Origin of the sequence: Helicobacter sp. MIT 05-5293, assembly GCF_000765665.2 — a bacterium.
In the GTDB taxonomy this organism is placed as follows: Bacteria; Campylobacterota; Campylobacteria; order Campylobacterales; family Helicobacteraceae; genus Helicobacter_C.
Genome location: NZ_JROZ02000004.1, coordinates 169,579 through 187,797, shown reverse-complemented (window position 1 = coordinate 187,797; position 18,219 = coordinate 169,579). Strand labels below are relative to the sequence as shown.

Below are 18,219 nucleotides of genomic sequence, written 5' to 3'. Positions count from 1 at the left end.
TATCCAAAAAATAAAGGAATATGAAAATGAGATTCTGCCTTTTTCTTGCGTTATTGGTTGGATATATTTGGGGAGATTCTGAATTTATTGATTTTGAAATTGAAAATGAAGTTTATCTTTCAGAGCCTCAAGTAATGAATATTGATGAATTTACTCAAAGGGTTGAAAAAAATTCTATCAATCTTGCCAAAAGTAGAGCAATGGCGCAAAGTCTTGTGTATGAAGGCAAGGCTCAAAAGGCATGGAATACTTCATACATTGATGCAGATATAGCTCCCGTCAAATCCCCTAGTGGAGGCACTCAAATTGAAAGCACTATTGTATTGATGCTGACACCAAGACTCCCGTGGGTTACACACACTTTACGCCAAAGTTATCAAAACAAAATTTTGAGGCAAGAAAAGTCTTATGAGCTTACAAAGCGTCTTGCGCTTATCTCTGCAAAGCGATTGTATTTGGACTATCTTGTATTAAAAGAGCAGCATCAAATTTATACTAATCGTTATCACAATGCACGAGACCAGCTCAAAATTTCCCAAGCTCAATACAATGCAGGGCGTATCTCTAAATCGCAGTATCTTTTTTTTAAAAGCGATTTTCTTGATACAAAATATGCACTAAAAACTTCTCATGTCGAGATGATTTCTGCACTTAGCGCACTTAAAGTCGTGTTGGGTATTACTGATGATAGTGATATTATGGTGAATGATTTAGCATTTACTTATCTTGATTTTGATGAAAATGCTTTAGAATCCACACTTGCACAGAATCTTTATCTTGAGATTGTCGCACTTGATGTGAAAGATTATCAATATAGCGCACAAGTCGCCTCAAGGAGTCGGTTTGATAGTTTTGAGATTGGCGGAGGATTTACTAAATCTGAGACGAGCGAGGGTGTTCAATTTTCTCTCCAAATCCCTATCCCTCTCACGACCAAATATGGTAACCAAAGAGCAATGTATTTGGCATTGCAAAGTGGCTCTATTCGTGAGGGTGAGATTCTTAAAGATTCTCTATCAGTCAATGCAAAGTCTTATCTTGAGCAGCTTTTTTATAAGAAAGAAGCAATAGCACTTGCAAAGGACAATGAAAACAATAAAAGAGAATTGAGTGAAATTGCAAAGATTGGTTATGAAGCAGGCAAAACAAGTGCCTTTGAATATTTGAGTGTTAAAAATGATCATTTGAGCGCAATGATTGCTACGACACAAGCCAAAAGAGATTATATCAATACTTTGGCGATGTTAGAAGAGACATTGAGTTCTGTTTTGAATCTCCAGCCTGTATCTCTAGCTTATAATAAGGATAATTAATGAAACGATATATTTGGATATTGCCCCTTATCTTGAGTGTTTTTACATTTGCGTATGATGAGATTCTAATCTCTCAAGAGGAAACCACTAAAAATGGCATTAAGGTCATTCCGCTCAATCAAGCCTTTAACACTAAGGGTGTGCCTTTCAATGCGCTGATTGATTTTGATGACAAAACATCAATCGCACAAAGCTTAAGTTTTGAAATTATTGTTGTCAATATTTATAAGCGTGAGGGAGAGAGCGTCAATAAAGGTGATTTGATTTGTGAGATTAGCTCCAATGAGCTTAGTGCAATCTTTTTTGATTTGATTAACACACAAGAACGATTAAAGATCGCTTCAGAAAATGAGCGCAAAGATAAGGCTCTCTATAAAGCAGGTGTTATCTCTAAGCGTGAATATCAGTTGAGTTATTTAGCGATGAATGAATTGCGCTTAAAACTTAATGAAATCAAATCTAAACTTGATTTATCTGGTATTGATCAAAACTTTATTAACAACAGAGCGCAAGTGCAGTATGGATTCCCAGTAGTCGCAAAAACATCGGGGGTTTTGTCAGTCGCTCCTAAACGAAGCGGAGAAAAAATCGAAGCTTTTACGCCTTATGTCAGAATCTCTCAAGTTACCGACAAAGAAGCGAATAACTTGCTTGGACGCATTAAGATTCCTTTGCATCTTTCGCATAATATCCAAAAAGGAGCACCCATTTTTGATGATAATGGCACAAAAATTGGTGAGATAGAATCTATTTCAGTAGTGATTGACAAAACTTCTAACTCGGTTTTAGCGACCGCAAATATCCGTGATAACCAACTGAAAGTGGGCGAAATGATCGACATATATATTGATGGTTTATTGCCTAAAGGGACGATTCTTATTCCCTCATCAGCGGTGATTAAAAATGGCAATGACTATTTGGTTTTTGTCCAAAGTGCCAAAGGTTTTAAACCTTTTAAGATTCAGATTGTTGAAGAAAGGGATAATGGTTTTGTGATTGACACTAAAGGCTTAAATAATACGATGAAGATTGCCACAGGTAATATTATCAGTCTCAAAGGTGCTATGGAAGGATTAGGAAAAGAATAATGTTGTCGGCAATTATTGAATTTTCTTTGTGTCAAAGGATTATCGTTATCCTTAGTGCGATTATGCTTTTTATTTTTGGTGTTTATTCCTTTTTCTCTATCCCTATTGATGCCTTTCCTGATGTGTCTTCCACGCAAGTAAAGATTATCCTAAAAGCTCCGGGTATGGCACCTGAAGAAGTAGAAAATCGCGTTGTGATTCCTTTAGAGCTTGAGTTACTTGGTTTGCCAGACCAAAAGAGCCTTCGTAGCATTTCTAAATACGGGATTGCCGATATTACGATTGATTTTAACGATGGGACAGATATTTATCTTGCGCGTAATATGGTGAATGAAAAGCTTTCGATGGCAATGAGTGATTTACCATCGGGTGTGAGTGGAGGGCTTGCACCGATTGTAACGCCCTTAAGTGATATGTTTATGTTCACCATTGAGAGTGTCGATGGCTCTGTTTCTGAAATTGAAAAGAGGCATTTGCTTGATTTTACGATTCGTCCTGCTTTGCGAAATATTAAAGGTGTTGCCGATGTGAATCGTTTGGGTGGATATGCAAAAGCAATCGTTATTGTGCCAGATTTTGATGATATGGCGCGTTTGGGTATTACAATCAGTGATCTTGAAGATGTGCTTGAGGCAAATCTCAAAAATGAAGGAGCGGGAAGGGTTTCGCGTGATGGAGAGAGTTTTTTAGTCAAGATTCAAACCGGCTCTTTAAGCATCGAAGAGATTAAAAATATCCCTGTGATTACAAAGTTAGGCACGGTGCGTATAGGGTATTTTTGTGATGTGATTGAAAGCCATCTTACGAGATTAGGTCTTGTAACAATTGATGGCATAGGAGAAACAACGCAAGGTTTGGTGCTTTCACTCAAAGGGGCAAATGCAAAAGATGCTATTGTCGGTATTCGAGCCAAAATGGAAGAGCTCAAAGAAGTTTTACCCGAAGGTATAGAACTCCGTGTGTTTTATGATCGTTCAGAATTGACACAAAAAGCTGTCAATAATGTCATCAAAACTCTTGCTGAAGCAGTAGTGCTCATTGTGATTGTGCTTTTTTTATTCTTAGGTGATGTGCGAGCGGCTGTCGCAGTGAGTGTTATTTTGCCTTTAGCTATCGCAGTTGCATTTGTGATGATGCGTCATTATGGCATTTCGGCTAATTTAATGAGTCTAGGGGGATTAGCTATTGCAGTGGGTATTTTAGTGGATTCTGCTGTAGTAACCGTTGAGAATGCTTTTGAAAAATTAAGTGTTGCAAAAAATTCACCCAAGCTCCATACGATTTTCCGTGCTTGCACGGAGATTTCTAGGTCTGTTTTTAGTGGTATTATTATCATTATTATATTTTTCGTGCCAATCCTCACGCTGGAAGGGCTGGAGGGAAAATTTTTCGTGCCTTTAGCTCAAACGATTATCTTTGCGCTTTTAGGTTCGCTGATTCTTTCTATGACGGTTATTCCTGTGATCAGCTCTTTTGTGCTTAAAGCGACACGGCATCATGAAACAATCGTAACAAGGTTTTTTCATCGTGTGTATGAGCCTGTATTAAATTTTGCACTCACAAAGACAAAGATTCTTATTGTGGGCGCATTGTGTTTTTTGGTATTTAGTTTTTCACTTTTTCCTTTGATTGGAAGTGCGTTTATGCCTACATTGCAAGAAGGAGATTTGGTGCTTAATATCGAATCAAGCCCTTCAATTTCTTTGGAGCAAAGTCGTGAAGTGATGCTTTTGATGCAAAAAGAATTGATGAGTAGAGTGCCTGAAATCAAAAGTATTGTTACGCGCACGGGTGCTGATGAGGCGGGATTAGACCCGGCTGGACCTAATCAAAGTGATGCGTTTGTCTCTTTCAAACCCAAAGAAGAGTGGGAATCTAAAAATATGGCAGAAATCGAAGATAAGATTCGCGCAGTTATTAGCGAATTTAAAGGTATGAATATCGCTTTGGTGCAGCCTATTGATATGAGAATCTCCGAAATGCTTACGGGTGTGAGGGGGGATTTGGCGATCAAAATTTTTGGGTTAGATATTGATGAGCTTAATCGTTTAAGTTCTCAAATTGTAGATATTCTTATGAGTATTAGAGGTTCAGCGGAAGTTTTCACTACTCTTAACAAAGGGGTAAATTATCTGTATGTTACTCCACAACATTCTGTAATGTCTGCTACGGGTATTACAAGTGATGAGTTTGCGAAGTTTATGCGCTCAAGTTTGGAAGGTATCATCGTGAGCTATATCCCCCAAGGTTTTGCGAGAATCCCCGTGATGATTCGTCAAGATGCAGACATCGCTACAGATATTACCAAGCTCAAAAGTTTGCAAATGAGTTCGCTTGATGGTAATTCTGTACCTATCAGTGCGGTAGCAGAGATTCAAGAAGTCGATGGACCTGTGCAAATACAAAGAGAACAATCTAAACGTTATAGTGTTGTGCGCAGTAATGTTATAGACAGAGACTTAGGAGGATTTGTCGAAGAAGCCAAACAAAAAATCGCCCAAGAAGTGCAGTTGCCTGATGGCTATACAATCACTTATGGAGGACAATTTGAGAATCAACAAAGGGCAAATAAACGTCTCTCAACAGTTATTCCTTTAAGTATTTTGGCGATTTTCTTTATTTTGTTTTTTACTTTCAAATCTGTGCCGCTTTCCTTGTTGATTTTGCTTAATATTCCTTTTGCGGTAACAGGCGGATTAATCTCGTTATTTGTTTCTGGAGAATATATCTCTGTGCCTGCATCGGTGGGATTTATCGCGCTTTTTGGTATTGCTGTGTTGAATGGTTTGGTAATGGTAGGATACTTTTTACAATTGCTTAAAGAGGGCTATAGTCTTGATGATACGATTGTTATTGGAGCAAAACGAAGATTAAGACCTGTCTTAATGACGGCTTTTATCGCAGGATTAGGGCTTGTCCCTATGCTTTTGTCATCGGGTGTAGGAAGTGAAGTGCAAAAACCCTTAGCAATTGTTGTATTGGGAGGGTTGGTAACTTCTTCAATGCTAACTTTGGTGATTTTGCCACCATTATTTAGGATTGTCGTGCGAAAATTTGGTGTATAGATTCTATAGAATCTATACATTTTGCTAATAAGTCGTGTTTGGGGAATCTTAGAAAATTTGTTGTTTGTCTTGTTCGATATAGGTAAAAATAGTCCTTGCGATATGAGAAGCAGAGAGATGCCCCTCTTCTACGACATATTTTGCCTTAGATTCGTAGATTTTTTTGCGCTCGTTGTAAAGTTTTCTCGCTTGATCAATATCTTTAAACAAAGGTCTTTTCGCTATTTCTGTTGAATCTAATCGCTCTATGATTTGCTCAAAACTGACATTGAGCCAAAAGATTTTGCCAAGAGAACTCACATCATTATAGATAGACATACCACCACCTGTAGCAATCACAGCATTTCTTACATTGTGAGAGAGCCAAAAAATGAGTTGGGATTCAATGCGTCTAAATCCACTTTCTCCCACAGAATCAAAGATTTCAGCAATACTTTTGCCCATATTTTGTTCAATCAAGCAATCTGTATCAAGCAAGAATCTCTTGCCAAGCAGTGCCAACTCTCTCCCAACAGAAGTTTTACCACTTCCCATAAAACCGATTAAGACAATATTTTCCAATATTTTTACTCTAATGTGATTGAAAAGCCATCTCTTTGAGGGCTGATTCTGTATTTATAGCGTCCATCAAATTCGAGAGAGATTCTATAAAATCCGTCATGTGTGGAAATTTCTGCTTGAGTGAAATATTTTTTATCAATCTTCACTTTTTCATAAAAATTATCTTTTGTCCCTTCAATATCAAGCATAAGCCGATAAGGTTCAGGCAAGACAAAGTCTCGCAACATTTTTTTACGCGTGGCAATGAAGATGCGATTATGATTAACTATTAGCTCAAATTCACCTAATTTAAAACGATTCTCTCCTTGATAGACTGCCCCTTGAGCTCTCTGTGCGACTAATAAGGGATAATGCCAGTCAATACTTTCATCAAGCTGTATTACTTTGCTTTCGATAGAGCCATCTAGGTTTTGATAGGTAACTTGAATGCTTTTAAGGATTCTAGCTGTGCTAGGCAATACAAATTCTACACTCGACAAAGGTTCTTGGTGAATACTTGATTGTTGGTGTTCGCCTTCTTTTGGTGTGATAGCTGATGCAAAGGCGTTGTCTCGTGCCCATAGACTCGCTACTAGAGCGCATATTAAAATCATTGCTTTCAAGGTTTTAATCCTCTCAATTCAAAAATTTGTTTTTGTAGCTCTGCATTTTCGTCTTCAATGATTTGCGCATTTTGCTCTAAATGTTTTTTTTGAGATTCTAATCGTAAAAGCACTTCAACAGAGTTGCTTCCAAAAAGTAAATATCCCATATAAACTCCCAATAACGCAATAATACCAAAGACAATAACCCATACACGATTTGTATAGATTCCTCTCCAAATACGCGAAGGCTTGATAAAAAGATCGGAATCGTAATTCATTCTTTTATTACTTAAAGAGGGTTTTACCAATATACTCTGTATCAGTGATTTCTCTCTCAATTTCTAATAAGCGATTGTATTTAGCGATACGCTCACTTCGGGCAGTAGAACCCGCTTTGATTTCGCCTGTATTGAGTGCAACAGCAAAATCAGCGATAAATGTATCTTCACTTTCACCACTACGATGACTCATAATGCACTTATAATGATTGCGTTGAGCTAAACGAACGGTTTGCATCGTCTCGCTCACCGTGCCTATTTGGTTGGGTTTGATTAAAATAGCATTCGCAATATTTTTATCAATCCCTTCTTGCAAGATTTTCTTATTTGTAACAAATAAATCATCACCCACTAACTGAATCTTATCGCCTAATTTTTGTGTCAAGAGTTTCCAACCTTCCCAATCGTCCTCACTCAAGCCATCTTCAATTGAAACAATCGGATATTTTGCAACAAGATTCTCATAATATTCTACCATACCTGCTGAATCAAGAATTTTTCCTTCCCCAGCAAGATGATAAAGCCCATCTTTTTGCACAAGCTCACTGCTTGCGACATCAAGTGCAAGAGAGATTTCTTCGCCGGGCTTGTATCCTGCTTTTTCAATTGCTTTTAAAATAATCCCAATAGGCTCTTCATTACTTTTCAAATTTGGTGCGAATCCTCCCTCATCACCAATGCTTGTAATATGTCCATCTGCCTTGAGAATCATTTTAAGATGTTGATACACTTCTCCTGAAGCGCGTAATGCTTCCGCAAAGCTATCAAAGCCTAAGGGCATAATCATATATTCTTGAAAATCCACGGTATTATCAGCGTGGCTTCCACCATTGATAATATTAAGCATCGGGGTAGGTAAGACAAGCGCATTGCTTCCACCCAAATACCGATAAAGCGGTAATTTGAGAGCTTGAGAGGCTGCTCTAGCAATTGCCATACTAACACCCAAAGTCGCATTTGCTCCGAGTTCGGAGTAATTGTCTGTATCGTCCATTTTTTTAAGAATCAAGTCGATTTTGCTTTGATCAAAGGGGCTGACACCTTGTAATTGTGAGGCAATCTCTGTTTTAATATTCGCGCAAGCTTTCAAAACACCTTTTCCTAGATAGCGATCTTTGTCGCCATCACGCAATTCTAATGCCTCTCTTTTTCCTGTGCTTGCTCCACTAGGGACAATCGCTGATGCTCTTGTGCCATCACTTAAGCGCACCATTGCTTTTACTGTGGGATTACCTCGACTATCCATTACCTCTTGTGCGTCAATGGTTTCAATATGTATCATGTTTTCTCCTTATTCTTCATCTTCGGGTTCATCAGGTAGAGGCATTATCTCATCTTTAGAACCGATTTGTTCTTTAATCTTATTTGTAATTTCTTCCGCGAGAATCTTATCTTCTTTCAAATAAACTTTGGCATTTTCTCGACCTTGCCCAAGTTTTTTATCTCCATAACTAAGCCAAGCACCGCTTTTATCGATAATATCAAGCTTGATTCCATAGTCAATAATCTCACCCTCTTTGCTTATGCCTTCTCCAAACATTATGTCAAACTCTGCTTCACGGAAAGGTGGAGCGACTTTATTTTTGACGACTTTTGCTTTGGTGCGATTACCAATTTGTTGGTCATTTTGTTTGAGTGTCGCAATGCGTCTTACATCAATACGAACGCTTGCGTAAAATTTGAGAGCATTTCCACCTGTGGTTGTTTCTGGGCTACCATAACCCATTGTCCCGATTTTCATACGAATTTGGTTGATAAAGATTAATGTTGTGTTCATTTTGTGTAATACGCCTGTGATTTTGCGTAACGCATGACTCATAAGACGCGCTTGTAAGCCTACATGTTGATCGCCCATATCGCCGTCAATTTCAGCTTTTGGTGTAAGAGCTGCTACAGAATCAATCACGACCAAATCCACTGCTCCGCTACGCGTAAGTGTCTCGAGAATCTCAAGGGCTTGTTCGCCTGTGTCTGGTTGAGAGACGAGAAGATTCTCTATATCAACCCCAAGACGCTTGGCATAATACACATCAAGCGCATGTTCAGCATCAATAAAGGCACAAATCCCGCCATTTTTTTGACATTCTGCGACAATTTGAAGACTAAGAGTAGTTTTCCCGCTTGATTCTGGACCATAGATTTCAATGATTCTGCCTTTAGGCACGCCCCCGATCCCTAGAGCCATATCAAGCCCTAGAGAGCCTGTCGAAATGCTGTCAATTTTTTCGACTTGTTTGTCTCCTAATCGCACTAATGTGCCCTTGCCAAATGCCTTGTCGATTTGTTTAAGGGCTAGTTCGATTGCTTTTTGTTTTTTTTCATCTATTGCCATTTTTATCCTTAAAATTAATGACTGCAAATTGTCAATTTTGGAAGGATTTTAGCGAAGTTTGACTAAAATCTGCCTATAATTTTGCTTAAATTTTTTGGAGTTAATATGATTAGTGTAGGACATAGCCCCGATGCGGACGACTTATTTATGTATTATGCCATTGTTTTTGGCTGGGTAGATTCTCAAAATGTAACTTTCTGTAATGTTGCAAAGGATATTCAAACGCTCAATCGTGCTACACTTAAAGGTGAATATGATGTGAGTGCAATTTCTTTTGCCCTTTATCCTTTTGTGGCTGAAAATTACGCTCTTTTGCGCACAGGAGTGAGTTTTGGTGATGGTTATGGACCAAAGTTGATTAAGCTCAAAGGCAAGATTCTTAAAAAGTCTTTCAAGGTTGCTCTTAGCGGGGAGCATACGACTAATGCTATGCTTTTTTCTCTCGCTTATCCAGAAGCGCGTATCGTATATAAAAATTTTCTTGAGATAGAAGTAAGCGTGCTTAATGGTGAAGTTGATGCAGGTGTGTTGATACACGAATCGATTTTAAATTTTGATGAAAGGCTTGAAGTCGAGCGTGAAATATGGGATATTTGGAATGAGCTTAGTGGCGGTGGATTACCTTTGCCTTTGGGAGGTATGGCTTTGAGGCGGTCTTTACCCTTGACTACAGCGATTGAATGTGAGGAGATTCTCACAAAAGCAGTGCGAGTAGCTGTCAATAATAAAAGAATCTTGAGTCAAATGCTTCTCGAGCGTGGGCTTATCCGCGTGAATGAAAAAGAATTGGACACTTATCTGAATCTTTATGCAAATGATAACTCTATCACAATGAGTGAAAAGGAGATTCGAGCAGTAGATAAACTTTTTGAGCTTGGCTACAAGGCAGGCTTTTATCCGCAACAAATCCGTGCGTGTGATTATTTTATCCCAAGTGAGTATAATAGATTGAGATTCTCATAAATAAGGATTTAGAATCTCATTCAAAGCTTGTAAATCGTAGGGTTAAAGGCTTTGGAGGCGATGATGACTTGTTCGCCGAGTTGGAAATTTTTGCCATCTTTAGGGTCATAAACGATTTTAAGAATCTCATTGCCACATAATACTTCAATCACAAATAACACACCCTCATCAGTGATGCGCACGATTTCTCCTACAAGTTTGATTTTGGCACTGAGTCTTTTTTGGGCAAATACCTCATCGCATGTGCCATCTTGTGTAATTTGTCCTTCTTGTAAGACAAAACTACGTGAGGCAAGATAGAAAATTTCACTAAGATTATGACTAACAAGTATTGTTGTGAGGGAGAAATGCCGATGAATCTGTGCGAGCTCTTCTTGGAGTTTTTGCCGCATTGAGAGATCAAGTGCGGAAAAAGGTTCATCTAAAAGCAAGATTTTAGGGCGTCTGACAATTGCCCTTGCTAAAGCTACGCGTTGGGATTGCCCACCGCTAAGTTGAGATATTTTCGTATTTTTTAGGCAATGAAGATCCATGAGTGCAAGCAATTCATCGGCAAATGTTTTGTCATTTTTGTTTTTTAATCCAAAACAGATATTTTCATAAACATTAAGATGTGGGAAAAGGGCATAATTTTGAAATACAAAGCCAATTTGACGCTTTTGAGGAGGAAGAAAAATCCCTTTTTGTGTATCTAGCCATACATCATCACCTACACGAATATAACCTTCATCAGCATTGTCAAGCCCACTAAGAATGCGTAAAATGCTTGTTTTTCCTGCTCCACTTTTGCCAAAAAGCGCAATAAATGCACCAAAATCAATGTTTTTATCAATGTTAAGCCTAAATTCTCCCGCCCCGCCGAGTAATTTTTTTGAGAATCTAATCTGTATGTTGTTCATTTGGCTTTCCTTAGATTCTGTTATGTGCGCTGAAATTTTTTGTTGAGATAAAAAATCACGAGCAATAGCACAAAGCAAATTGTAAAAAGTGTGAGAGCGTATTGGTGAGCTAAAGGGTAATTGAGCGATTCGACTTCGTCATAAATAGCAATACTTGCTACGCGTGTTTCTCCGGGGATATTGCCTCCAATCATCATTACTACGCCAAATTCACCGATTGTGTGTGCAAAACTTGTTACACAGCCCAGCAAAAGTGAAGGTTTAATATTAGGCAAGAGGACGAAAAAAAGCGTATAAAGACGCGTTTTACCTAATGTGAAACTTGCTTCTTTAAGCGATATGGGTAGGCTAGATAAGCCACTTTTAATGGGATTGCACATAAAAGGAAGTGAGAAAATCACGCTTGCTAAAATCAAACCTTCAAAGCTAAAGACAAGCTTGAAATCAAAGTATTCTAGTAGAAAATGTCCCAAAAAATTTTTAGGACTAAAGGTGATAAGCAGATAGAATCCTAACACTGAAGGAGGTAAGACAAGAGGCATCCATACAAGCACTTCGACAATAGGACGGATAAAATGATTTGAGAACGCTAAGTAGTTGCCCAATATAATACCGATGGGAAGCAAAATGAAAGTCGTAAGTGTGGCAACAAGAAAGGTGAGTTTCATCGTTTCTACAAAATCCATCTTGAATCCTTTAATCTTTTGCGTTTAATATTCGAGAATCATCTGACTTGGGGATACAAACCACTTGCAAGGCGTCCCTTTATCCAATGAGAAATCTTTTAAGCTGATATTTGGGAGGAGTGCGTGGATAATGATATGAGATTGTGAATCTGTAGGAGTTTGCAGAGCAATACGCGTAAAAAGATCATTGCTTTGTGTGTCATAAATGCTTGCCTCAAAGCAATTGGGTGTGCTAATGACTGCGTTATCCAAAGCACACAACATCACATCATTTTCCTTAAAACTCACACTTATTTTTTGCCCAAGAGAAAAATCTTGAGAATCTAAAAGCGCGATGTGTAAAATACCAATATCAGATTGGGCTTGTATCAATGAGCAGCTTTGATACGCATTGATACAGCTTATAAGGCAAGGGATTTTATTCATTGTTATTTATCAGGTGTATCATACCCATAATCTTTGAAAATGGCTTGAGCTTTGGATTCTAAAAGAAATGCCGCAAAATCTTTTGCTAATTGAGAATCTTTGCCATATTCAGGGATAATAAGGGCTTGATTGATAGGTTTGTAGGTTTTTTCATCAATCAATGTATAAGTGAGGTTGGGTGTTTTCTTATCTTTAATCACCATTGAAAGCGCACTGAATCCAATCTCACTCGCTCCTTGCAACACATAACTTGTAGCTTGTCCGATAGAATCTCCCACAGAAAGTTTATTTTTAAGTTTTTTATCAAGCTTTTGAGATTTGAGAAATTCTTCAGCAGCTCTTCCATAAGGTGCGACTTTGGGGTTTGGGATTGCGATATGAGTGATTTTCTCATTTGTCAGCACATCAATAGTATTCGCCTTGAAGTCAGCATTTGCACTAAAAAGCACTAATTTTCCTTTCGCATAATTTACAGGTTTTTGGCTGGAGAGCTTTTTTTCATAGACTTTTTGAGGATAGCTTGTGTCAGCTGCGATAAAAAGATGCGTGGGTGAGCCGTTTTCGATTTGTGCATAGGCTTTGCCAGAAGAGATATAACTCACTTGAATCTTATCTTTTTTATGTGTTTTTAAATACTCTTTTTTAATGTCTTCAAGCACATATTTGAGACTCGCAGCAGCAAGGATATTGATTTCTTCTGCCAAAGAATATACGCCCATTAATCCGGTGAGTGCCAAAGCACAAAATATTTTTTTGCCAATTTGCATGGTGTCTCCTTGTATCAAAATGAGGATTTGATTTTTGTCATAAAATTGCAAAAATCATATATAAAAATGTATAACGAAAAAGCAAATAAAGAGCTTAATTTTTTGGCTTAAAGCTTTGCAGCGCAGATTCTAAATGAGAGAGACGCTCTAATAATTCTTTGAAATCAGAGGATTGATCCAAGTAGTCAAAGAAAATATTTTTGACTCTTTCTGTTTCGTTGAAAGCATAAATCGCTTCTTCCCCTGCAGGGGTGAGCTTTGAGCCTCCTCCACCTTTACCGCCATTGGAGCTATCGACCAATGGTGTAGGGGAGAGTTTATTGACAATATCAACGCTATCCCATGCAGCTTTATAGCTCATACCCATTTCTTTGGCTGCCTTAGAGATAGAGCCTGTGCGACCTATGCGGGTGAGTAAGTCAATGCGTCCTACACCCAAGTAGCTTTTATCTTCTTTTTGAAACCAAAATCGTGCAAAAATACGCATTTTAGATTCTCTAGGATTAATATAAAATCACATGCGTATTGCGAGAACCATGCACACCAAAAACGGTTTGAAGCTCTATATCAGCAGTGCGTGATGGACCGGCAATCAAAATAAGATTGGTAGGTGCAACATTACTATCACCTCGTAAAAATTTGACACCTTCATAAAGATTCTCGACAATGTTTTGCTTTTTGAGTAGCACAATGCAAGTGTTTGTGATAAGCGAAGAAAGGCGAGGAGAAGTCAAGCCCGAAGTGATGCCAATGATGCCAAGATTAGCCACACCGCAATTAGCCTGAATGATTGATGTATCAATCCCAAAAAGTTCATCACGGATTTCATCGACACTTTGTGTATAAGCGACTTTGGTAAATGCCCCTTGAATTGTTTCCATATCAACATCAATGTTTGGATTATAAAGCACTTTTTGAGCATTTGTTTGGCTAAGAATCTCTTGCAAATCTTTTGCTAAAGTCGCCTCGTTTGATTGATGCACAATGGCTTTATTTGCACTTTGGTAATTGATATATTCTTGGATTTTATCCTCATTTTTAATCATAATATTTTTATAATGAGGAGCAAAAGTGGGTATGGGATTGCTTTGAAGTGAAGACTTGACACGACTAAGGATAGCTTGCTTACTCATAAATAACTCCTTTCATATTTGATACTTTTTTATGCAGATTGCCATTGAGGGTGGGGAATGTGCGATATGTTACCCAGTTTTTAAGACCCGGGATAAGACCGCTCAATATTTTCACAAAAGGTGAAAGAGCATTGATTAATGTAAGCATTCTACGCCATGAATCGCCCTCTGTTACAAGCTTTGCAAATTGTCTCATAGCATATTCTTCTTGTTTGTCGCGCAATGAGCCGTCATTATCATTAAGATTCTTGCGTCCTTGTCCGACTTTTTCACTGCGCAAATCTCTAATGAGTTCGGCTAGAGGAATTTTCACCGGACATACTTCAGAGCATCGTCCGCATAATGAGCAAAGATTGACCATGTGTCCAAAATCTTTCATACTAAAAAGCTGCGGGGAAATCACTTCACCAATCGGACCGGGATAGGTGCTTAGATAGGCATGACCGCCGATTTTATCATATACCGGGCAGTGATTGAGGCATGTCCCACAACGGATACAAGAAAGTGAGCGATAGAAATGAGAATCTTTGAGTATTACCGAACGATTATTATCAAGCAAAATGACATGCACTTCTTTAGGACCATCAAGCTCACCCTCCTTGCGTGGAGAAGTGATGATATTGTTGTAGCAAGTGATAGGCGCGCCAGTAGCAGAAGGGACAAGCAATGTATCAAGAATCGCTGCATCTTCAAAACTTTCAACAATCTTTTCAATACCGCAAATAGCAATATGAATATCACAAGCTGTCGTGCTCATACGCCCATTGCCTTCATTTTCAATAAGCCAAATCGCCCCTTCATTTGCGATGCCAAAATTCACACCGCTTAAGCCCATTTTGAATCCTTGAAATTCTTTGCGCAAATGCACACGCGCAATGTCGTTGAGTTTTTCGGGTTCAGATTCTAAAGCTGCACCGAGTTTTTCGTGGAAAATTTCGCCGATTTGATAGCGGTTTTTATGAATCGCAGGTGCGACAATATGCACAGGTGGCTCATCAATGAGCTGAATGATAAGCTCGCCCAAGTCTGTTTCAATAGGGTTTAGCCCTTTTTGCTTAAGAAACGCATTGAGATGAGTTTCTTCGCTCGCCATTGATTTACCTTTGAGAATCTTTGTAATTTGCTTTTCTTGCATCAAATTATAGATAATCTCATTTGCCTCTTTGCCATTGCTTGCCCAGTGAATCTTGATACCATTTTTAGTCGCATTTTGTTCAAATCTCTCTAATAATACATCAAGTTGTGAAAGGCACTTTTGCTTGACTTCTTTGCCTAATTCTCTTAAACCTTCCCAATCAGTGTAACGCGATTTGATAAGATTCTTGCGATTGTTTTTAAGTGTATCCATCACACTTTGGAGATTCTTTCTTAGTTGTTTGTCCCCTAGTTTAATATGGACAATATCAGTATGTTCTTGATGGCTCATATTACGCTCCTATTCCGATTCTTTGAGCTAAGAAATCATATAAATGTATGGGCTTAACAGCGACATTTTGTTTTTTCATCGCGCCACTGATATTGAGCAAACAACCAGCATCAGCGGAGATGAGATACTCGACATCGCGTGAGAGAATATCTTGGATTTTTTGACTTACCATTGCGTTTGAAATTTCAGGTTCTTTGATACTAAAAGTCCCCCCAAATCCGCAACATTCTTCCTCTCGTTCTAGTTCGATGAGATCGACATTTGCAAGTGAGCTGATAAGAGCTTTGGCACTATCAATCACTTTTGCAGAGCGTAACGCGTGGCAATTGCTATGCCAAGTTACTTTTGTCGGCTCACCTTTGTCTTGATAAGACACCTTAAGAATCTTATGCAGATACTCACCTAAATCATAGACGCGTGAGCAAAATTGTTTCACACGCTCATATTCAGGCTCTCCTTTGAAAAGCTCTAAATAATCCTCTCTCATCATACCAGTGCAAGAACCTGAAGGGACGATGATAGGCTCTTCCCCTTTGAAAAGATCAACATTATAAAGAGCGATTTTTTTGCTTTGTTCGTAATACCCCGAATTATAACTAGGCTGCCCACAACATGTTTGATCTTTTTTAAAGACCACTTCTAATCCCTCTTTTTGCAGAAGCCTAATGGCGTTCATACAAGTATCTGCATACGCTACGCCTCCTAAACAAGTCGAGAAAAAATACACTCGCATCAATAACTCCTTCCTTAACTTAACCTTAATTTGTGCCTATCATTATAAACTATAGACCTTAAAAAATACAAAAGACTAAAAAGTTACGATTTTCTTTTTTTGCATAATGTTTCAAAAATGTTTCAAAAATGCTCATTCTATATAGGTTATTTTTTTAAATGTGATACTTTTACACATAATAACAGAAAAACATTGCCTATTCTTTAGAATCTCACCTTATATTAAGCTTATTTTCTTTTATAATCTCACTCAAGCGAGCAATTTTGATTTATTGCTTGTAATCACAATTTGGAAGGAGATTTTTGTATGGTATGGCAGCAAGTCTATGACCCATTATCGAATATATGGTTAAGCGCGTTAGTTGCTTTTTTGCCTATCGCATGTTTTCTAGCTTGTTTATTGGTTTTTAAGTTGAAGGGTTATCAGGCTGGATTCTTAACCGTTGTGTTTGCTTCGGTATTAGCAGTGGTTGCTTATGAGATGCCCTTTTCGCTTGTGGGGGCAAGTTTCGTTCAAGGTTTTGCTCAAGGGATTTGGCCTATCGCATGGATTATTATCGCAGCGATTTTCCTCTATAAGCTTTCGGTAAAATCGGGTTCATTTGAAGTCATTAAACAAAGTGTTATGAGTATCACACCTGACCATAGAATCCAAGTGATTTTGATTGGTTTTTGTTTTGGCTCATTTTTGGAAGGTGCGATTGGTTTTGGCGGACCAGTAGCAATTACTGCAGCTTTGCTTGTGGGATTGGGACTTCGCCCATTGTATGCTGCGGGACTTTGTCTGATTGCTAATACTGCGCCTGTGGCTTTTGGGGCAGTTGGGATTCCAATCATTGCGATGACAAACCTTGTAGGGATTGAACAACAAGCTGTTGCTGCGATGGTGGGTAGAATGCTTGTGCCTTTAAGTTTGACGATACCTTTCTTTATTGTATTTTTAATGGACGGCTTTAAAGGTGTGAGACAAACTTTCCCAGCTATTCTTGTAGCAGCTGTAACTTTCACAACCACACAATTTATCAGCTCTAACTTTTTGGGTGCAGAATTACCAGATATTGCTTCAGCAATTGTTTCACTTGCTTGCACCACTTTATTCTTACGCATTTGGCAGCCTAAAGAGATCTTTAGACTTGATGATGAAAAAGATTTTTCTCATAAGAATACATTAGGGCTTGGGCAAGTCTTTAAGGCATGGTTACCTTTCATCTTGCTTGTTTTGTGTATTATTATTTGGACACAACCATGGTTTAAGGCACTTTTCGCAAAAGGTGCGCTTTTTGATTACACACAAGTAACAATTGCCTTTAATAATATTGCTCAATCAATCCAAACACCTAGCGGTGCTAATGTCGCTTTGACACTTCCTATCAATTTTGTTGCTTTGCAAGCAGGCACAGCGATTTTGGTCGCAGCATTCCTAACGATTTGGTTCTTAAGGATTAAAGCAAGCGATGCGGCGGATTGTTTCTGGGATACTTTGAAAGAAATGGCAATCCCTTGTATTACTATTGGGCTTGTAGTTGCTTTTGCATTCGTATCAAAAAATAGCGGTATGAGCACAACTTTAGGTATTGCGTTTTCTAAGACAGGCGATTTATTCGCATTCTTTAGCCCTGTTATTGGTTGGCTTGGTGTGTTTATCACAGGAAGCGATACGAGTTCAAACCTCCTCTTTGGTCCGCTTCAACAAGTTACAGCTCAAGAATTAGGTATCAAAGAAACTTTATTCTTGGCTGCAAACTCTGTAGGTGGTGTTGTCGGTAAAATGATTAGCCCACAAAGTATTGCGATTGCATGTGCAGCTGTGGGATTAGTCGGTAAAGAATCAGACCTTTTCAAATTCACTTTGAAATATTCTGTGGCGTTCATTATTCTTATTGGAATCTGGACGGCAATTATCACTATGTTCTTACCTACAATCATACCTGATGCGATACCACTTGTTAAATAAACAAGTTTAGAC

The 18,219-nt window shown here is 38.4% G+C and carries 18 protein-coding genes; 5 read left to right on the top strand and 13 right to left on the bottom strand.

The features are described 5' to 3' along the window. The first annotated feature begins 26 nt into the window (after positions 1-26). The 3 genes from LS68_RS08510 to LS68_RS08500 are packed head-to-tail and all read left to right on the top strand — an operon-like array spanning position 27 to position 5,466. Positions 27-1,313 carry a TolC family protein gene (locus LS68_RS08510; RefSeq protein WP_241993721.1) on the top strand — a complete coding sequence of 429 codons (1,287 nt, stop codon included), beginning with the start codon at positions 27-29 and terminating at the stop codon, positions 1,311-1,313. Beyond that, entirely contained in the window at positions 1,313-2,401 is a 1,089-nt protein-coding gene (locus tag LS68_RS08505; protein ID WP_034369783.1) for an efflux RND transporter periplasmic adaptor subunit, read from the top strand. Before LS68_RS08510 ends, LS68_RS08505 begins: the two co-directional genes overlap by 1 nt. Beyond that, positions 2,401-5,466 (top strand): efflux RND transporter permease subunit, encoded by a 3,066-nt coding sequence (locus LS68_RS08500; protein WP_034369786.1) that lies wholly within the window; start codon positions 2,401-2,403, stop codon positions 5,464-5,466. The genes LS68_RS08505 and LS68_RS08500 overlap by 1 nt, the downstream gene beginning before the upstream one ends. A 48-nt stretch (positions 5,467-5,514) precedes the next feature. On the opposite strand, the gene LS68_RS08495 is transcribed toward LS68_RS08500, so the two are convergent. Genes LS68_RS08495 through recA form a run of 5 tightly spaced genes read right to left on the bottom strand, consistent with a single transcriptional unit; the run spans position 5,515 to position 9,221 of the window. After that, complete coding sequence (locus LS68_RS08495; RefSeq protein ID WP_034369787.1) at positions 5,515-6,027, bottom strand: shikimate kinase; 513 nt, start codon at positions 6,025-6,027, stop codon at positions 5,515-5,517. A gap of 5 nt (positions 6,028-6,032) precedes the next feature. Further along, positions 6,033-6,620, bottom strand: a complete 588-nt coding sequence (locus LS68_RS08490) for an AMIN domain-containing protein (RefSeq protein WP_052100291.1) — start codon at positions 6,618-6,620, stop codon at positions 6,033-6,035. Positions 6,621-6,625: 5 nt separating this feature from the next. Further along, positions 6,626-6,889, bottom strand: coding sequence for a hypothetical protein (locus LS68_RS08485; RefSeq protein ID WP_034370992.1), 264 nt, complete (start codon positions 6,887-6,889; stop codon positions 6,626-6,628). A 7-nt stretch (positions 6,890-6,896) separates the two neighbouring features. Continuing rightward, positions 6,897-8,171 carry a phosphopyruvate hydratase gene (gene eno / locus LS68_RS08480; protein ID WP_034369790.1) on the bottom strand — a complete coding sequence of 425 codons (1,275 nt, stop codon included), beginning with the start codon at positions 8,169-8,171 and terminating at the stop codon, positions 6,897-6,899. Positions 8,172-8,180: 9 nt separating this feature from the next. Further along, positions 8,181-9,221: a recombinase RecA gene (recA, locus tag LS68_RS08475; protein ID WP_034369792.1), complete on the bottom strand. Its 1,041-nt coding sequence runs from the start codon at positions 9,219-9,221 to the stop codon at positions 8,181-8,183. Positions 9,222-9,326: 105 nt separating this feature from the next. On the opposite strand from recA, the gene LS68_RS08470 reads away from it, so the two are divergent. After that, positions 9,327-10,184: an MqnA/MqnD/SBP family protein gene (locus LS68_RS08470; RefSeq protein WP_138091406.1), complete on the top strand. Its 858-nt coding sequence runs from the start codon at positions 9,327-9,329 to the stop codon at positions 10,182-10,184. 20 nt (positions 10,185-10,204) lie between these two features. Here LS68_RS08470 and LS68_RS08465 read toward each other — a convergent pair whose 3' ends face one another. The 8 genes from LS68_RS08465 to LS68_RS08430 all read right to left on the bottom strand — a co-directional run bounded on the left by LS68_RS08465 (position 10,205) and on the right by LS68_RS08430 (position 16,254). Then, entirely contained in the window at positions 10,205-11,083 is an 879-nt protein-coding gene (locus tag LS68_RS08465) for an ATP-binding cassette domain-containing protein (RefSeq protein ID WP_034369796.1), read from the bottom strand. Positions 11,084-11,103: 20 nt separating this feature from the next. Continuing rightward, positions 11,104-11,769: a molybdate ABC transporter permease subunit gene (modB, locus tag LS68_RS08460; protein WP_034369798.1), complete on the bottom strand. Its 666-nt coding sequence runs from the start codon at positions 11,767-11,769 to the stop codon at positions 11,104-11,106. Positions 11,770-11,793: 24 nt separating this feature from the next. After that, the gene (locus LS68_RS08455) at positions 11,794-12,195 is read right to left on the bottom strand and encodes a hypothetical protein (protein ID WP_034369800.1); all 402 of its coding nucleotides are present in this window, start codon (positions 12,193-12,195) and stop codon (positions 11,794-11,796) included. Positions 12,196-12,197: 2 nt separating this feature from the next. After that, complete coding sequence (modA, locus tag LS68_RS08450) at positions 12,198-12,962, bottom strand: molybdate ABC transporter substrate-binding protein (RefSeq protein ID WP_034369802.1); 765 nt, start codon at positions 12,960-12,962, stop codon at positions 12,198-12,200. A gap of 94 nt (positions 12,963-13,056) precedes the next feature. Continuing rightward, positions 13,057-13,449: a LysR family transcriptional regulator gene (locus LS68_RS08445; RefSeq protein ID WP_138091404.1), complete on the bottom strand. Its 393-nt coding sequence runs from the start codon at positions 13,447-13,449 to the stop codon at positions 13,057-13,059. A gap of 16 nt (positions 13,450-13,465) precedes the next feature. Further along, positions 13,466-14,095 (bottom strand): lactate utilization protein C, encoded by a 630-nt coding sequence (locus LS68_RS08440; RefSeq protein WP_034369804.1) that lies wholly within the window; start codon positions 14,093-14,095, stop codon positions 13,466-13,468. Continuing rightward, positions 14,088-15,521 carry a LutB/LldF family L-lactate oxidation iron-sulfur protein gene (locus LS68_RS08435; protein WP_034369806.1) on the bottom strand — a complete coding sequence of 478 codons (1,434 nt, stop codon included), beginning with the start codon at positions 15,519-15,521 and terminating at the stop codon, positions 14,088-14,090. Before LS68_RS08435 ends, LS68_RS08440 begins: the two co-directional genes overlap by 8 nt. Position 15,522: 1 nt before the next feature. Beyond that, positions 15,523-16,254 (bottom strand): (Fe-S)-binding protein, encoded by a 732-nt coding sequence (locus LS68_RS08430; protein WP_034369808.1) that lies wholly within the window; start codon positions 16,252-16,254, stop codon positions 15,523-15,525. 306 nt (positions 16,255-16,560) lie between these two features. Here LS68_RS08430 and LS68_RS08425 point away from each other — a divergent pair, with 306 nt between their 5' ends. Further along, on the top strand, positions 16,561-18,207 hold the full coding sequence (locus LS68_RS08425) for an L-lactate permease (protein WP_034369811.1): 1,647 nt from the start codon (positions 16,561-16,563) through the stop codon (positions 18,205-18,207). The last annotated feature ends 12 nt before the right edge of the window (positions 18,208-18,219 follow it).

Excerpts from the sequence above, each read along its gene's own strand:
- LS68_RS08485 (WP_034370992.1), bottom strand. The coding sequence starts at position 6,889 with ATGAATTACGATTCCGATCTTTTTATCAAGCCTTCGCGTATTTGGAGA.
- LS68_RS08505 (WP_034369783.1), top strand. The coding sequence starts at position 1,313 with ATGAAACGATATATTTGGATATTGCCCCTTATCTTGAGTGTTTTTACA.
- LS68_RS08445 (WP_138091404.1), bottom strand. The coding sequence starts at position 13,449 with ATGCGTATTTTTGCACGATTTTGGTTTCAAAAAGAAGATAAAAGCTAC.
- LS68_RS08430 (WP_034369808.1), bottom strand. The coding sequence starts at position 16,254 with ATGCGAGTGTATTTTTTCTCGACTTGTTTAGGAGGCGTAGCGTATGCA.
- LS68_RS08435 (WP_034369806.1), bottom strand. The coding sequence starts at position 15,521 with ATGAGCCATCAAGAACATACTGATATTGTCCATATTAAACTAGGGGAC.
- LS68_RS08470 (WP_138091406.1), top strand. The coding sequence starts at position 9,327 with ATGATTAGTGTAGGACATAGCCCCGATGCGGACGACTTATTTATGTAT.
- LS68_RS08455 (WP_034369800.1), bottom strand. The coding sequence starts at position 12,195 with ATGAATAAAATCCCTTGCCTTATAAGCTGTATCAATGCGTATCAAAGC.
- recA (WP_034369792.1), bottom strand. The coding sequence starts at position 9,221 with ATGGCAATAGATGAAAAAAAACAAAAAGCAATCGAACTAGCCCTTAAA.
- LS68_RS08465 (WP_034369796.1), bottom strand. The coding sequence starts at position 11,083 with ATGAACAACATACAGATTAGATTCTCAAAAAAATTACTCGGCGGGGCG.
- LS68_RS08500 (WP_034369786.1), top strand. The coding sequence starts at position 2,401 with ATGTTGTCGGCAATTATTGAATTTTCTTTGTGTCAAAGGATTATCGTT.
- modB (WP_034369798.1), bottom strand. The coding sequence starts at position 11,769 with ATGGATTTTGTAGAAACGATGAAACTCACCTTTCTTGTTGCCACACTT.
- LS68_RS08490 (WP_052100291.1), bottom strand. The coding sequence starts at position 6,620 with ATGATTTTAATATGCGCTCTAGTAGCGAGTCTATGGGCACGAGACAAC.
- eno (WP_034369790.1), bottom strand. The coding sequence starts at position 8,171 with ATGATACATATTGAAACCATTGACGCACAAGAGGTAATGGATAGTCGA.
- LS68_RS08425 (WP_034369811.1), top strand. The coding sequence starts at position 16,561 with ATGGTATGGCAGCAAGTCTATGACCCATTATCGAATATATGGTTAAGC.
- modA (WP_034369802.1), bottom strand. The coding sequence starts at position 12,962 with ATGCAAATTGGCAAAAAAATATTTTGTGCTTTGGCACTCACCGGATTA.
- LS68_RS08510 (WP_241993721.1), top strand. The coding sequence starts at position 27 with ATGAGATTCTGCCTTTTTCTTGCGTTATTGGTTGGATATATTTGGGGA.
- LS68_RS08440 (WP_034369804.1), bottom strand. The coding sequence starts at position 14,095 with ATGAGTAAGCAAGCTATCCTTAGTCGTGTCAAGTCTTCACTTCAAAGC.